Here is a 14907-nt window from a genome sequence, read left to right as displayed (position 1 = left end):
TGAGGTGCGCGGACGTGCTGGTGGGCCGCGTGATCATCGCGGCGGCGAGGTTTCGTTGACGCTGGCGACGGGCGGCAGTTTCATCTCGCCGCACGAGCAGCCCAGGCGGTCGAGCAGACCGCTGAGCTTGACGGCATCCGCATCGGACAGTTTCGAGCCGACATATTTCTCGATCGCGGCGGAGTAGGCACCCCACATCCGCTTCTGCAACTCGCGGCCCGCTTCGGTGATCTCAACGAACTGGCCGCGCTTGTCGATCTTGCATTCGCGCCGGGAGGCGAGGCCCTCGTCGACCAGGCGGTCGATCAGGCGCGAGGTGGAATATTGCGGAATCAGCATCTGCCGCTCGAGTTCCACAGGCCGCAATTCCCCCGAGGGCGCCCGCGACAGTTCCAGCAGCGCGTCGTACCAGGCCAGCGGCGGGAAGCCCGCCTTCTTCAGGTCCTGCTCGACGCAATTGAGCACGCGACTCTGCACCCGCATCAGGCGGATCCAGGCGGAAGTTGCCTCGGTCGATGGCTTGCGTTTCATGGTCCCGCTCAAACTCGTCGCCTGTCTCTTACCCCACTCGATGCACCTGCATCAATCTTGACTATTGCATGCACGTGCATGTAGGCGTTTATTCGCCGCAACCAAGCGTCAAGAGGAGGAAATTCCATGAAACTCTATTACTCGCCCGGCGCCTGCTCCCTGTCTCCTCACATCGCTCTCCTGGAAGCCGGCCTGCCCTATGAACTGGTCAAGGTCGATATCAGGGCCAAGAAGCTCGAAAATGGTGAGGATTATCTGAAGCTAAACCCCAAAGGTCAGGTCCCCGCGCTGGGCCTCGACAGCGGTGAGATCGTGACCGAAGGCCCGGTCATTGTCCAGATGATCGCCGACAAGGCCGCGGCCAAGGCGCTGGCTCCTGCCCACGGCAGTGCCGAGCGCTACAAGCTGCTCGAATGGCTGAACTTCCTCACCTCGGAGGTGCACAAGAGTTTCGGCCCCATGTTCGCGCCGGCGCTGAACGACGACGCCAAGGCGTTCTTCAAGGACAGGGTCATGGGCAAGCTGAAATACATCGACAGCCAGCTCGCCGGCCGGGACTACCTCATGGGCAAGCAGTTCACGGTCGCCGACGGCTATCTCTTCACGATGCTGACCTGGGGCGACCGGATGAAGTTCGACCTTTCGGCGATGCCGAACCTCTCCGCCTACAAGGCCCGCGTCGCAGCGCGGCCGCAGGTACAGGAGGCACTGAAGAAGGAAGGCCTCGCGCAGGCCGCCTGAGCTGCCCAAAGACCCAACAAGAAGCTAAAGGCCGGACCGACGTCCGGACTTTAGCTTCTCCAAAAGGTCCGGTTGACGAGAACCCAACCCACGGGATCATCGTACCTTTGCATAGACTTATGAACCACTGTTCGTACTAAGTAAGCAGTCCTGTCTTGTTCCCGCCGGCGAAGGGCGCCAAGCTTCAGTTGCAGATCAGGAGTGCTCTCACCGAGGTTGAATTTGACGGTCGCCCTTTTGCTCATTCTTGTAAGTGCATTGGCAGGACTGGCCACCGGATTCACGTACCGGGTCTGGGCCCTAATCCTCATTTCACCGCTGATTGCATTGTTTGCGGCGATCATTCTTCACATCTACGAGTTTGGCCTCATCGCAGGCGTCACAATTATCACCGCCTGTCTCGTTGTCTCGGAACTCGCCTATCTGGCCGCGACGTATTTGATGCACAGGCGCGAAATTTCACTTCAGGACGAGATCGACGGCGCCCCAGGCGAGCAGAGCGAGCAGAGCGTCCGCCGCCAGCACAAGTAACGCCGAAGCTGCCCAAAACATCGGCCCTTTTCGCCGCAGACGCATACCGTTCGGTTGAGGCACTAGGCGGGCGAGCGCAGGCGCAGCTCCATATCTCGCGGACAGTTCGCAGTCGAGCGTGGTCTTCTGGAGCGCATGCGAATTCATTCAGAGCACTTTCCTCTTATTCGGCAAACCTGTCGGTTGCCGGCAGCGATCTAATCCGCCGACTGATCCAAATTTCGTAGCAAGACTAATGCCAGAGCCGAGCAAAAGAACGGCACCGCTTTGACGCCCCCATGGCATTTGCAGCGAGATCGCCCGCATCGGAACTCTGGCGTGGTTCCTACGCGGATTTTGTGACGTGTTCCACAACCTGGGAAATGCCTGACGCAACCGTGATGATGCCGGGCCAAAGAAAAAGGCCGGATCGATTATCCGGCCTTTCTTGATGCTCCGTCGTTCAGAGCTTGGACTTAAGCCGCCGCCTTCTTCGGCGCGAAGCGGTCGTAGAAGGTTTCGCCCTTCGCGGCCATCTCCTCGAGCAGCTTCGGCGGGGTGAAACGCGAGCCGTACTTTGCTTCCAGCTTGTGGCAGAGCTCGACGAACTTTTTCGTGCCCATGAAGTCGATGTAGGACAGCGTGCCGCCGGTGAACGGCGCGAAGCCGAAGCCGAGGATCGAGCCGACATCCGCCTCACGCGGATCGGTGATCACGTGGTCTTCCACCGTACGCGCGGCTTCCACCGCCTGCACCACCAGAAAGCGCTGCTTCAGCTCCTCGACATCGAGCGTATCGGGGTCGAGCTGCTTCGGCTGCAGGGCCGAGAGACCCGGCCACAGGCTCTTCTGGCCCTTGCCCTTCTCGGGGTAGTCGTAGAAGCCCTTGCTGTTCTTGCGGCCCAGACGGCCTTGTTTCTCGACCAGCTCCACCATCAGCTTCTTCTGATCGGGGTTGATGGCGTTGGGGCCGAGATCGGCTTCCGTCGCCTTCATGATCTTGAGGCCAAGGTCGAGCGCGACTTCATCCGAGAGCGAAAGCGGGCCGACCGGCATGCCGGCCATCTTGGCGCAGTTCTCGATCATCGCCGGCGGCACGCCTTCGAGGAACATCTCGTTGCCCTCGGCGACGTAGCGGCCGACGCAGCGATTGGCGAAGAAGCCGCGGCTGTCGTTCACCACGATCGGCGTCTTGCCGATCTGCCGGACGTAATCGAGCGCGGTCGCGAGCGCGACATCGCCGGTGTTCTTGCCCTTGATGATCTCGACGAGCATCATTTTCTCGACCGGCGAGAAGAAGTGGATGCCGACGAACTTGCCCTGGTCCTTGAACCCTTCGGCCAGCGAGGTGATCGGCAGCGTCGAGGTGTTCGACGCAAAGATCACGTCCGGCTTCATATGCTCCTGCGCCTTGGCGAAGGTCTCCGCCTTGACCTTGCGGTCCTCGAACACGGCCTCGATGACGAGGTCGACGTCCTTCAGCGCGGCATAGTCGGCAGTCGCCGTGATGCGCGCGAGCAGGGCTTCCGCATCAGCGGGCTTGGCGCGGCCCTTCTTGATCTGCTCCTCGATCACCTTCTGCGCGTGCGCCTTGCCCTTGTCGGCGCTCTCCTGGTCGCGGTCGATCAGAACGACGTCGAGGCCGGCGCGGGCCGAGACGTAGCCGACGCTGGCGCCCATGAAGCCGGCGCCGATCACGGCGATCTTCTTCACCTTGGTTGCGGGCACCTCCTTCGGACGGCGTGCGCCCTTGTTGAGCTCCTGCATCGACAGGAACAGGCTGCGGATCATCGCTGCCGCTTCCTTCGAGCGCAGCACCGAGGTGAAGTAGCGCGACTCGACGCGGAGTGCTGCATCGATCGGCAACTGCAGGCCTTCATAGACGCAGCTCATGATGGCGCGCGCGGCCGGATAATTGTCGTAGGTCTCGCGGCGGTAGATCGCGTTGCCGGCCGGGAACATCATCATGCCGGCCTTGGAGAACACCGGACCGCCCGGGAGCTTGTAGCCCTTCTCGTCCCAGGGCGCGACGGCCTTGCCGCCGCCCCTGATCCAGTCCTTGGCGGCCTTGACGAGGTCGGCGGCGGGAACGACGGCATGAATGAGGTTCAGCGCCTTCGCCTTTTCGACCGTGACCGGGTCGCCCTTGAGCAGGATCGTCATGGCGTCCTGCGGCGGCACCAGGCGCGGCACGCGCTGCGTGCCGCCCGCGCCGGGGAACAGGCCGACCTTGACCTCGGGCAGACCGAGACGCGTCTTGGGATTCTCCGCGGCGACGCGATAGTGGCAGCACAGCGTGATCTCGAAGCCGCCGCCGAGCGCGAGGCCGTTGATCGCGGCCGCCCACGGCTTGCCTGAGGTCTCGATCGAACGCAGCACCAGCGAGAAGCGCCGGCTCTGGTCGAACAGCATCTGGTTCGCGGCGGTCTCGCCTTGCTCCTTGAAGACCTTGGCGTAGGCCCGGTTCATGCCTTCCAGCATCGACAGATCGGCGCCGGCGCAGAACGCCTCCTTGGCGGAGGTGATGACGACGCCCTTCACCGCGGCATCAGCCGTGGTTTCCTTGACGATCGCGTCGAGCTCGTTGGTCGAGGTCTCGTCGAGCACGTTCATCGAACGGCCCGGGATGTCCCAGGTCACGAGCGCGACGCCGTCGGAATCGGTCTCAACCTTGAAGTTCTTGTAAGCCATGTTGGTCGCTCCCTATCCTTACACGCGCTCGATGATGGTCGCGGTGCCCATGCCGCCGCCGATGCACAGCGTGACGAGGGCGGTGGACTTGTTGGTGCGCTCGAGCTCGTCGAGCACGGTGCCAAGAATCATCGCGCCGGTGGCGCCGAGCGGATGGCCGAGCGCAATCGCACCGCCATTGACGTTGATCTTGGCGTTGTCGATGTCGAAGGCCTGGATGTAGCGCAGCACGACGGAGGCGAAGGCCTCGTTGAGCTCGAACAGGTCGATGTCCGACTTCTTCATGCCGGAGCGTGCGAACAGCTTCTCGGTGACGTCGACTGGACCGGTCAGCATCATCGCCGGCTCGGAGCCGATGTTGGCGAAGGCGCGGATTTTTGCGCGCGGCTTCAGGCCGTACTTGCTGGCGGCCTCCTTGCTGCCGAGCAGCACGGCGCCGGCGCCGTCGACGATGCCCGAGGAGTTGCCGGCGTGGTGCACGTAATTGACGCGCTCGATCTCCGGATGCGACTGCACCGCGACGCCGTCGAAGCCGCCCATCTGCGCCATCATCGTGAACGCCGGCTGCAGCTGCGCCAGCGACTGCATCGTCGTCGAGGGACGCATGTGCTCGTCCTTGGCGAGGATGGTGAGGCCGTTGATGTCCTTCACCGGCACCACGGACTTGTCGAAGCGGCCTTCCTCCCAGGACTTCGCAGCGCGCTGCTGGCTCTGCACCGCGTAGGCGTCGACGTCGTCGCGCGAGAAGCCGTATTTGGTCGCGATCAGGTCGGCCGAGACACCCTGCGGCATGAAATAGGACGGCACCGCCATCGACGGATCCATCGGCCAGGCGCCGCCGGAGGCGCCGATGCCGACGCGGCTCATCGATTCCGCGCCACCGCCGATGACCAGCTCATGCTGGCCGCTCATCACCTGGGCTGCGGCAAAATTCACGGCGTCGAGGCCGGACGCGCAGAAGCGGCTGATCTGCACGCCGGGAACGGCTTCACCGAGGCCGGCCTTCAGCGCCGCAAAGCGCGCGATGTCGGAGCCGGCTTCACCGACCGGATCGACCACGCCGAGGATGACGTCGTCGACGGCATCTTCCGGAAGGTTGTTGCGGTCCTTCAGGGCCTTCAGCGGCACGGTGGCGAGCGCGAGCGCAGTGACTTCGTGAAGCGCGCCGTCGGCCTTGCCGCGGCCGCGGGGGTGCGGACGTGATCGTAGATATAGGCATCTGCCATGGGAGCCTCCTGATTGCAGCGATTGGTTGCGACCGCGGTGCGGTCGAGATTGTCGGGGACGCGAATATTCTCAGAAAGCTTCCGCCGCCAGTTCCATGATGGTGTCGGAGCCGGCCTGGATGCGCGCGAGATTGGCGGCAGTCTCCGGCAGCATCCGTTCCATGAAGAAGCGGCCGGTGACGAGCTTGGTCGACAGATAGGGCGTGGCCCCGCTGTCGGCAATCTTGGCCTGCGTCACCTTTGCCATCTTCGCCCACATGTAGCCGAGGGCGACGAAGCCGAAGAGGTGCAGGTAGTCGGTTGCGGCGGCGCCGGCATTGTCCGGCTTCATCATCGCGTTCTGCATCAGCCAAGTGGTGGCCTGCTGGAGGTGACCGAGCGAGGTCGAGAGGGGGTGATGAAGGGCTTCAGGGCCTCGTCGCCGCCGTTCTCCTTGGCGAACGCGCCGACCTCGCCGAAGAAAGCCATGATGGCACGGCCGCCGTCGCGCGGCAGCTTGCGGCCGACGAGGTCGAGCGCCTGGATGCCGTTGGCGCCTTCATAGATCATGGCGATGCGAGCATCGCGCACGAACTGCTCCATGCCGTGCTCGGCGATGTAGCCGTGGCCGCCATACATCTGCTGCGCCTGCACCGCGTTGGCGAAACCGTACTCGGTGAGGAAGCCTTTCAGCACCGGCGTCATCAGCCCCATGTGGTCGTCGGCGGCCTGGCGGTCCTTGGCATCCTCGGAGCGATGGGCGACGTCGCTCTTCAGCGCAGTCCACATCACGAAGGCGCGCGCGGCCTCGTTGAAGGCGCGGATCGAGAGCAGCGTGCGCCGCACGTCGGGATGCACGATGATCGGGTCGGCCGCCTTGTCCGGCGCCTTGGCGCCGGTGAGCGAACGGCCCTGGATGCGCTCGCGGGCATAGGCAACAGCGTTCTGATAGGCGACCTCGGACTGCGCGAGGCCCTGAACCGCGACGCCGAGTCGGGCCTCGTTCATCATCACGAACATGCCCTGCATGCCCTTGTTCTCTTCGCCGATCAGCCAGCCCGTGGCGTTGTCGTAATTCATCACGCAGGTGGAATTGCCGTGGATGCCCATCTTGTGCTCGATCGAGCCGCAGACGACGCCATTGCGCTGCCCCACCGAACCGTCGGCATTGACCAGGAATTTCGGTACCACGAACAGCGACACGCCCTTGATGCCGGCGGGCGCGCCCTCGACGCGGGCAAGCACGAGGTGGATGATGTTGGGGGCGAGGTCATGCTCGCCGGCCGAGATGAAGATCTTGGTGCCCGTGATCTTAAAGCTGCCGTCGGCCTGGCGCACCGCCTTGGTGCGGAGCATGCCGAGATCGGTGCCGCACTGCGGCTCGGTCAGGTTCATGGTGCCGGTCCATTCACCCGCCACCATCTTCGGCACGTAGGTGGTCTTCTGCTCCGGCGAACCGTGGACGATCAGCGCCGCGGTCGCGCCCATGGTGAGGCCGCCGTACATCGAGAACGCCATGTTGGCCGAGCACTGGAATTCATTGACAGCCTGGCTCAGCGTCACGGGAAGCCCCTGCCCGCCATACTCGGTCGGCGCCGACAGACCAAGCCAGCCGCCCTCGGCGACCTGCCTGAAGGCGTCCTTGAAGCCCTTCGGCGTGGTGACGCTGCCGTCATCGGCGCGCTTGCAGCCTTCCAGATCGCCGGCACGATTCAGCGGCTGCAGCACCTCTTCGGATAGCTTGGCGGCTTCACCGAGAATGGCTTCGCGCACGTCGCTCGACGCGTCGGAGAAGCCGGCCAGATTGTCGTAGCGGTCGATCTGGAAGACGTCGTTGAGCAGGAAGTTCACGTCTTCGACGGGGGCTTTGTAGATCGGCATGGTGGTCTCCCGGCAGGCGGTCTGATGATGTTGCTTAGGATTGGGCAGCGGCAAGCTGCTCCGCCATCAGGCGGTGCAGCATGTTGATCGCCTTGAGCGGACGCACCATCACCTTGAAATTCGTGATGCGTCCCTCGCTGTCGAAGGTGATGATGTCGACGCCGTTGAGTTCGATGCCGTCGATGATGGTCTTGAACTCGAGCACGGCGCCATTGGTGCTCGTCCACTCGCCGACATAGGTGAAGCCGGGACCGCCGAGCACTTTTTCGGCGCTGGCGAGGTATTTGAAGGTGATGTCGCGGCCGCGCTGCGGCGAGTGTACCACGGGGCTTTCGAACACGGCGTCAGGATGCAGCAGATCCCAGAGCGCTTTCGCATCATGGGACTTCATGAAGGCGTACCAGGACTCGAGGCCGGTCATTGTCAGGATGCCTCCCTAGATCAAAGGCCTTGGCAAAAGCTCGAAAACAACCCCATGCACAGTAGCGAGGAGTTTGATGTCGCTATGTTTTCGGGTCGAGTATTGAGCCCCGACCGTTGGCATTTCATATGCACATTGACGCATATGCACCAATGCGCATAAAGTCAAGTCAATTGGTCGGGACCTCAAGGGAGCAGGTGCCATGGCGCTGGGCGACGCAATCCTCGCATGCCTGACGGAACGTCCGATGACAGGCTACGAGCTGGCCAAGACGTTCGACTCCTCGATCGGCTTCTTCTGGAAGGCCGACCATCAGCAAATCTACCGCGAGCTCTCCAAGCTGCGCGACCGCGGCTACATCCAGGGTCGCGAGGTCGTCCAATCAGGCAAACCCAATAAACTCATCTATACGCTCACTCCGGAAGGGCGAACAGCGCTGCGGCACTGGGCCGCGCGGCCGAGCACGCCGCCCTCGATCAAGGACGACCTCCTGATCCGCCTGCATGCGCTCGACAGCATCGACATCGAGCCCATGCGCACCGATCTGATGGCCCGGCTGGAGCACCACCGCGACCGCCATGCGAACTACGAGCGCATCCTGAAGAAGCGTTTTCCGGAAGGGACGGCGGCAGGCGTGCTCGACCTCGGCAATCTGCTGCTGCTCCAGCTCGGTGCCCGGCACGAACAGATGGTGGCGGACTTTTGCGAGGAGGCGCTCGAGGCCATGTCGGCGATGAGCAGCAAGGGCGCCGTGGTGCCTCTGGAGGACGGCAAGCGCGAGGGCAAGGGCTGAGGTGGCCGCGTGGAGAATGGATCGGGGACGTCGCCTTCGGGGCGGCGAGTCCGTAAGCCAGGCTAGACCGGCAAATTGTCGCTCATGCCGGGCGGCACATCGCCCTGCTCGGACCTTTCGGCCAACAGCTCCTTCTCAGCCTCATACCAGAAGCTGTCCATTTTCTCGTTGGGCTGGCCGGCATCTTTCCAGATTTCATAGGCGCGTTTGCGAACGTCTTCTTCAGTCAAACCGGCCATGTTCAGCCCTCCTTGGTTGCTGAAGCTCCAAGTGGCGAACCCGCATAGGGTTCCTGCAGGAGAGCTTTGAGGGTGAGGCCCGACGGATCGGGGCGGCCCCCGCCGCCCAACTTTAAGACACCGTCAAGGGGTTCCTTAACCCGTTATTTACCGTAACAGACAAAAGTCGGTTTTCGAGGCAGACGACCCGCGCAGAATCCGATTGTCTTTGCAACCGGCACGCGTGGGGAGACTGGAGGCGCCGGGTGGGGCGCCGGAGTCGGAACCGGACAGAGTCATGAATTCGCGCGTATCGTGGAGTGTTGACAGTATCGACCCATCCGTTCGGGAGCGGGCCGAAGCTGCCGCGCGCCGGGCCGGCATGTCACTGAACGATTGGCTGAACTCCACGCTCGGCGAGACTGCCCAGCCAAACTTTCGTGGACCTTACGACCAACGTCAGGATCAACGCCCCGATCCGCGTTCAGCGCAAATGCCGAGCCAGGAGAGCCGCGAAGTCGCCGACATCCACCAGCGGCTCGACGCGATCACCCAGCAGATCGAACGGATCTCGAAGCCCGCGCCGCGCCAAGACGCTTCACGACAAGACGTTTCACGCCAAGATGCTGCAAGACAGGACGCTGCGCGGCCAGACGTCTCGCGCGAGCAGGGCGTCGCGCGCCAGCTCAATGACGCCATCTCGCGGCTCGACGCGCGGCTGTCGCAAATCGCAAAGCCGCCGCAGCCTCAGGCAGGGCGGTCGGCACCCGTCGAAACGCGCCAGCGCCAGGCCGATGCGGTCGAGCGCGCGGCTGCACAGGTCTATCGCAACTCACCGCCGCTGAGCCCCGCGTCGTTCGACGTTGCCGTCGCCGAGATCACGGCGCGCCAGAGCGAGCTCGACGGCTTTGCGCCGCGGCAGATGCCGCCGCGCGCCGCCCCGTCGATGGCGCCGGTGGCAGCGCCATTCGCTCCCCCGATGGCGCCGCCCAAACCCGTCTACGCTCCGCCGCCACCGCAGCCGGGGCCTGATTTCTCGTCGCTCGAGCGCCATTTGCTCAAGATCACGAGCCAGATCGAGTCGCTCCAGCGTCCTGACAATACCGAGCAGGCGATCAACGCCTTCCGCAGCGAGCTTGCCGAGATCCGTGCCGCCATCACCGAGGCGATGCCGCGCCGCGCGATCGAGTCGATCGAGAACGAGATCCGCTCGCTGCATCGTCGCATTGACGAGACCCGCTCGTCCGGCACCGACGGCCAGGTGCTATCAGGCATCGAGCACGCGCTGTCCGACATCAAGCAGGTGCTGCGCACGCTGACGCCGGCCGAGCAGCTCACCGGCTATGACGAGGCGATCCGCAATCTCGGCGCCAAGCTCGATCTGATCCTGCGCGCCAATGACGATCCGTCGACGGTGCGGCAGCTCGAAGACGCAATCTCGGCGCTGCGTGCCATCGTCTCCAACGTCGCCTCCAACGAGGCGCTGGCGCGGCTTTCGGACGATGTGCAGCTGCTGTCGTCCAAGGTCGACCAGGTGACCCGCGCCTCCGGCCCCGGCGATAGCTTCGCGGTGCTCGAACAGCGCATCGCGGCACTCACCGCCGCGCTGGAGACCCGCGAGCGGCCTCAGCCGCCGGAGAGCAGCGAACATCTGGAAGCTGCGATCCGGGCGCTGTCGGACCGTTTCGACCGCATGCAGGTCGGCACCGATTCCGCATCGACGTTCGCGCATCTCGAACAGCGGGTGTCGTATCTGCTGGAGCGGATCGAGGCCGCCTCCGATCCGCGCAACGGCAATTTGAGCCGCGTCGAGGACGGGCTGCACGACATTCTCAGGCATCTGGAACGGCAGCAGGCCACCTATTCCGCGCTGGCCGAGAGCCGCAATTCCGTGCCGTCGTCCGATTCCGGCGTGGTGGATGTCGTCAAGCGCGAGCTCTCGGACATCCGCTTCAGCCAGGCCGAGACCAACCGCAGCACCCAGGACTCGCTCGAGGCCGTCCATAACGCGCTCGGCCACGTGGTCGATCGCCTGTCCATGATCGAGGGCGATCTGCGCGCGGTGCGCACCGCGCCGCCGGCCCCGCAGCCCATGACGATGCCCATCGCCGCGCCGATGGAGCCCGCGCCGATGGCGCGCGAAATGCGGCCGCAGCAACAGCCGCAGCCGAAATACGATCCCAAGCCCGAATTGCCGAACCCGGCTGCTGCACAACAGCCACCGCAGTCGGCCTTCGTCGCCGCGCCGCGCGAATTCCATGCTGCTGCCATACCGGCAGCGCCGCCGCTTGCGCCGATGGCGCCGCAAGCCGCACCACCTTTGCCGCCGCGCGCGATCAGCGAGATCCTGGAGCCCCACACGGCGCCGGCCCGCTCGGCGCTTGCGCCGGAATTGCCGCCCGATCACCCGCTCGAGCCGGGCACGCGGCCGGGCGGCCGCGTCGCCACGCCGTCGGAGCGCATTGCCGCGTCCGAAAGCGCGATCAGCGAGATCCCCGCCGCTCCGAAGGAGCCGGTGTCATCGTCGAGCTTCATCGCCGCCGCGCGCCGGGCGGCCCAGGCCGCCGCCGCGCAGCCCGAAAAGCCCGCCCGCGGTGCCAAGGTCAAAGCGACCAGTGCTGGCCGCGCCAAGGACAAGGGCCAGGAAGGCGGCTCGACCATCACCTCGAAGATCCGCTCGTTGCTGGTCGGCGCGAGCGTGGTCGTGATCGTGCTCGGCACGTTCAAAATGGCGATGAACCTGCTCGACGGCGGCACCGCGCCGCCGGCGCCGCAGGCGATGGAGGACTCCTCCAGCACACCCGCGCCGCAGGCGCCGCCGGTCGAAAGCAAGCCGGCCGCGCCCGAGCAGGTCACGCCGTCGATGACCTCGCCGACGCCGATCGGAAAGCAGTCGCTGAACAATTCCGCGCCGGCCCCACTCGCCGGTTCGGGCAACTCGGCCTCGGTCGAAATCCCGCCCGCTCCCGCTGCGGCGCCGCCGCCCGCGGCGAGCGGCGATGTCACCGGCGCGCTGACGGGCATGAGCCGCGCGCGGATCGGTCTGGTTCACGTGCCGCCCAGTGAAAAACTGCCTGACGGCATCGGCGGTCCAGTGCTGCGCACCGCCGCGATGAAGGGCGATGCGGCCGCGGCCTTCGAGATCGGCATGCGGTTCGCCGAAGGCAAGGGCGTTGCGGCGAACTACGACGAAGCCGCCAAGTGGTACGACCGCGCGGCACAGGCCGGCGTGGTGCCAGCGACCTTCCGCCTCGGCACGCTCTATGAAAAGGGCCTCGGCGTGAAGAAGGACGCCGACATCGCCCGCCGCTACTACACGCAGGCGGCCGAGCGCGGCAATGCCAAGGCGATGCATAATCTCGCGGTGCTCGACGCCGACGGCGGCGGACGCGGCGCCAATTACAAGAGCGCGGCGCAGTGGTTCCGGAAAGCCGCCGATCGCGGCGTCGCCGACAGCCAGTTCAACCTCGGCATCCTCTATGCCCGCGGCATCGGCGTCGAACAGAACCTCGCCGAGTCCTACAAATGGTTCAGCCTGGCAGCCGCCCAGGGCGACGGGGATGCATCCGGCAAGCGCGACGACGTCGCCAAGCGCCTCGACCCGCAATCGCTCGCCGCCGCCAAGCTCGCGATCCAGACGTTCAGCGCCGAGCCGCAGCCGGACGATGCCGTCAACGTCACGGCGCCCGCCGGCGGCTGGGACAGCGCGCCGCAGGCAAACGCCAAGCCCGCGCCGAAGCCGGTGGCGAGCAAGCGCTCGGCCTCTGCGGCGCATTGAGCCGAATAGCTTTAGGCAGACAGAACGAGCCCCGGGCTCGGTGCACCTCTCCCGCTTGCGGGAGAGGTCGGCGCGTTCCGGGCGATGCGAAGCATCGTCCCGCGCCGGGTGAGGGTTCTATCCTCTAGGGGATTATCCCGTTGTGGAGATACCCTCTCCCCAACCCTCCCCCGCAGGCGGGGAGGGAGCGCACCTGCGATTGTCGCAACGATTGCGCCAAGCTTCATAAGATTCTCGCTCATTCACCACGCCCGAAATTCCTGATCCGCCCGCGACCGAATTCCGCTATTGAAGGGCGCGGCAATCGTTCGACCGTCCGGCGAGCATTCCGCACAATCGATCCGTCTCGCCGGAGCGTGGTCCCTCGATGCAGCTCTATCTCCCGATCGCCGATCTTCCGGTCAACATCTTCCTGGTGCTGGCGATGGGCGCGGCGGTCGGCTTCGTGTCCGGCATGTTCGGGATCGGCGGCGGCTTCCTGATGACGCCGCTCCTGATCTTCATCGGCATCACGCCGGCGGTCGCGGTCGCCTCGGTCGCGAGCCATATCGCGGCCTCGTCCTTTTCCGGCGCGCTGGCCTATTGGCGGCGGCGCGCGATCGACCCGGCGCTGGCAGGCGTATTGTTATGCGGCGGCGTGACCGGCACGGCGCTCGGGGTGTGGACGTTCACGCAGCTCCGCGCGCTCGGCCAGCTCGATCTGATGATCGCGCTGTCCTACGTGGTGCTGCTCACCACGGTCGGCAGCCTGATGTTCTCGGAGGGCCTGCGCGCCCTGATGCGGACCCGGCGCGGGGCGGTGCCGCCACGGCGCACCCACAACTGGATCCACGGCCTGCCGCTGAAGATGCGGTTCAAGCGCTCCAAGATCTACCTCTCCGTGATTCCCGTGGTGATCGTCGGCATCGTGATCGGCTTCATCGGCGCCATCATGGGTATCGGCGGCGGATTCATCCTGGTGCCGGTCATGATCTACCTGCTGCGGGTGCCGACCTCGACGGTGATCGGGACCTCGATGGTCCTCACCCTGGTCACCATGCTGTTCGCGACCATGCTGCATGCGGTGACCAATCATCTGGTCGACGCGGTGCTGGCGCTGATCCTCATGGTCGGCGGCGTCACCGGCGCGCAGTTCGGCGCACGCGCGGGCCAGAAGATCCGCGGCGAGCAATTGCGGCTGCTGCTCGGCCTGCTGATCCTCTCGGTCGGTGTCCGCTTCGCGATCGAGCTGGTGATCCAACCTGCGGATCTCTTCACCATTCGTGAGCTCGGGGCGAGCGGATGATGCGCGCGCTCCTCGCAATCCTGCTCGTCACGTTGACCGTCTCGGCCGCGCGCGCCGAGCGGCTGATCGTGTCGGTCTCCAACCATCGCGTCACGGTGACGCCGGACTATTCCGGCGAGGAATTGGTGCTGTTCGGCTCGATCGAGAAGGATGCTTCCACACCGGCTGACCGTACGACATACGATCTCGTGGTCACCGTGATGGGTCCGCGCGCGGACATGGTGACGCGGCGCAAGGAGCGCGCCTTCGGCATCTGGATCAACACCGACTACCGGCAGTTCCTGCAGGTGCCGAGCTATCTGGCGCTGTTCGCCAACCGCCCCTTCGATGTCATCACCTCCCCCGAGATCGCGCGGCGGCAGCAGATCGGGCTCAACAACGTGCTGCTGACCCAGCGCGTCAGCGGCGACTTTGCCGACGTGGTGCCGCAGGACGCCTTCCGCTCGGCCTTCATCCGCCTGCGCACCCAGCGCGGGCTCTATCGCGAGGATGCGGGCGCAGTGACGTTCCTGACGCCGACGCTGTTCCGCACCGGCATTCCGCTGCCCGCGGAAGTGCCGATCGGCACATACCAGGTCGAGATCAAGCTGTTCGCCAATGGCGCATTCATCGGCAAGACCGAGACCGCGTTCGAGATCGTCAAGGTCGGCTTCGAGCAGTTCGTCGCGACGAGCGCGCGGCAGAACGGACTGATCTACGGCCTCGTCACCGCGGCGATGGCGCTGATGACGGGCTGGATGGCGTCGATTGTGTTTCGGAAGGATTGAGTTTCCGTCATTGCGAGCGAAGCGAAGCAATCCAGGCTGTCTCCGCGGCGACAGTCTGGATTGCTTCGTCGCAAGGGCTCTCCGCAA

The 14907-nt window shown here is 64.9% G+C and carries 10 protein-coding genes and 2 pseudogenes; 6 read left to right on the top strand and 6 right to left on the bottom strand.

Features of this window, described 5'->3' with window-relative positions; translation table 11 throughout:
- Nucleotides 1-33: 33 nt before the first annotated feature.
- Nucleotides 34-531, bottom strand: a complete 498-nt coding sequence (locus tag ACQ86E_RS11220; protein WP_431205440.1) for a MarR family winged helix-turn-helix transcriptional regulator — start codon at nucleotides 529-531, stop codon at nucleotides 34-36.
- 126 nt (nucleotides 532-657) lie between these two features.
- On the opposite strand from ACQ86E_RS11220, the gene gstA reads away from it, so the two are divergent.
- Together gstA and ACQ86E_RS11210 are read left to right on the top strand one after the other, a co-directional pair.
- On the top strand, nucleotides 658-1272 hold the full coding sequence (gene gstA, locus ACQ86E_RS11215; protein WP_431205439.1) for a glutathione transferase GstA: 615 nt from the start codon (nucleotides 658-660) through the stop codon (nucleotides 1270-1272).
- A gap of 222 nt (nucleotides 1273-1494) precedes the next feature.
- On the top strand, nucleotides 1495-1803 hold the full coding sequence (locus ACQ86E_RS11210) for a hypothetical protein (RefSeq protein WP_431205438.1): 309 nt from the start codon (nucleotides 1495-1497) through the stop codon (nucleotides 1801-1803).
- Between the two features lie 455 nt (nucleotides 1804-2258).
- On the opposite strand, the gene ACQ86E_RS11205 is transcribed toward ACQ86E_RS11210, so the two are convergent.
- From ACQ86E_RS11205 to ACQ86E_RS11190, 4 genes and pseudogenes are all read right to left on the bottom strand, one after another.
- Nucleotides 2259-4472 (bottom strand): FAD-dependent oxidoreductase, encoded by a 2214-nt coding sequence (locus tag ACQ86E_RS11205; RefSeq protein WP_431205437.1) that lies wholly within the window; start codon nucleotides 4470-4472, stop codon nucleotides 2259-2261.
- Nucleotides 4473-4490: 18 nt separating this feature from the next.
- Nucleotides 4491-5698, bottom strand: a pseudogene (locus tag ACQ86E_RS11200) (acetyl-CoA C-acetyltransferase).
- A gap of 70 nt (nucleotides 5699-5768) precedes the next feature.
- Nucleotides 5769-7558 (bottom strand): annotated as a pseudogene (locus ACQ86E_RS11195) (acyl-CoA dehydrogenase C-terminal domain-containing protein).
- A 34-nt stretch (nucleotides 7559-7592) separates the two neighbouring features.
- Complete coding sequence (locus ACQ86E_RS11190; RefSeq protein WP_431205436.1) at nucleotides 7593-7979, bottom strand: nuclear transport factor 2 family protein; 387 nt, start codon at nucleotides 7977-7979, stop codon at nucleotides 7593-7595.
- 202 nt (nucleotides 7980-8181) lie between these two features.
- Between ACQ86E_RS11190 and ACQ86E_RS11185 the strand changes: the two genes are divergently transcribed.
- Nucleotides 8182-8772, top strand: a complete 591-nt coding sequence (locus tag ACQ86E_RS11185; protein WP_431205435.1) for a PadR family transcriptional regulator — start codon at nucleotides 8182-8184, stop codon at nucleotides 8770-8772.
- A 62-nt stretch (nucleotides 8773-8834) separates the two neighbouring features.
- On the opposite strand, the gene ACQ86E_RS11180 is transcribed toward ACQ86E_RS11185, so the two are convergent.
- Nucleotides 8835-9011, bottom strand: coding sequence for a DUF2934 domain-containing protein (locus ACQ86E_RS11180; protein ID WP_431205434.1), 177 nt, complete (start codon nucleotides 9009-9011; stop codon nucleotides 8835-8837).
- 277 nt (nucleotides 9012-9288) lie between these two features.
- Between ACQ86E_RS11180 and ACQ86E_RS11175 the strand changes: the two genes are divergently transcribed.
- From ACQ86E_RS11175 to ACQ86E_RS11165, 3 genes are all read left to right on the top strand, one after another.
- Complete coding sequence (locus ACQ86E_RS11175) at nucleotides 9289-12768, top strand: hypothetical protein (protein ID WP_431205433.1); 3480 nt, start codon at nucleotides 9289-9291, stop codon at nucleotides 12766-12768.
- Nucleotides 12769-13135: 367 nt separating this feature from the next.
- Nucleotides 13136-14053, top strand: coding sequence for a sulfite exporter TauE/SafE family protein (locus tag ACQ86E_RS11170; RefSeq protein ID WP_014439410.1), 918 nt, complete (start codon nucleotides 13136-13138; stop codon nucleotides 14051-14053).
- Complete coding sequence (locus tag ACQ86E_RS11165) at nucleotides 14050-14820, top strand: TIGR02186 family protein (RefSeq protein ID WP_431205432.1); 771 nt, start codon at nucleotides 14050-14052, stop codon at nucleotides 14818-14820. Before ACQ86E_RS11170 ends, ACQ86E_RS11165 begins: the two co-directional genes overlap by 4 nt.
- Nucleotides 14821-14907 lie beyond the last annotated feature (87 nt).

The organism is Bradyrhizobium betae (assembly GCF_050632175.1).
Lineage (GTDB): Bacteria > Pseudomonadota > Alphaproteobacteria > Rhizobiales > Xanthobacteraceae > Bradyrhizobium > Bradyrhizobium betae_B.
Note: the sequence above shows the minus strand (reverse complement) of the source record. Positions and strands in the feature narration are given on the sequence as shown.

Coding starts and splice junctions, on each gene's coding strand:
- ACQ86E_RS11220 (WP_431205440.1), bottom strand. CDS start 531: ATGAAACGCAAGCCATCGACCGAGGCAACTTCCGCCTGGATCCGCCTG.
- gstA (WP_431205439.1), top strand. CDS start 658: ATGAAACTCTATTACTCGCCCGGCGCCTGCTCCCTGTCTCCTCACATC.
- ACQ86E_RS11205 (WP_431205437.1), bottom strand. CDS start 4,472: ATGGCTTACAAGAACTTCAAGGTTGAGACCGATTCCGACGGCGTCGCG.
- ACQ86E_RS11190 (WP_431205436.1), bottom strand. CDS start 7,979: ATGACCGGCCTCGAGTCCTGGTACGCCTTCATGAAGTCCCATGATGCG.
- ACQ86E_RS11185 (WP_431205435.1), top strand. CDS start 8,182: ATGGCGCTGGGCGACGCAATCCTCGCATGCCTGACGGAACGTCCGATG.
- ACQ86E_RS11180 (WP_431205434.1), bottom strand. CDS start 9,011: ATGGCCGGTTTGACTGAAGAAGACGTTCGCAAACGCGCCTATGAAATC.
- ACQ86E_RS11175 (WP_431205433.1), top strand. CDS start 9,289: ATGAATTCGCGCGTATCGTGGAGTGTTGACAGTATCGACCCATCCGTT.
- ACQ86E_RS11170 (WP_014439410.1), top strand. CDS start 13,136: ATGCAGCTCTATCTCCCGATCGCCGATCTTCCGGTCAACATCTTCCTG.
- ACQ86E_RS11165 (WP_431205432.1), top strand. CDS start 14,050: ATGATGCGCGCGCTCCTCGCAATCCTGCTCGTCACGTTGACCGTCTCG.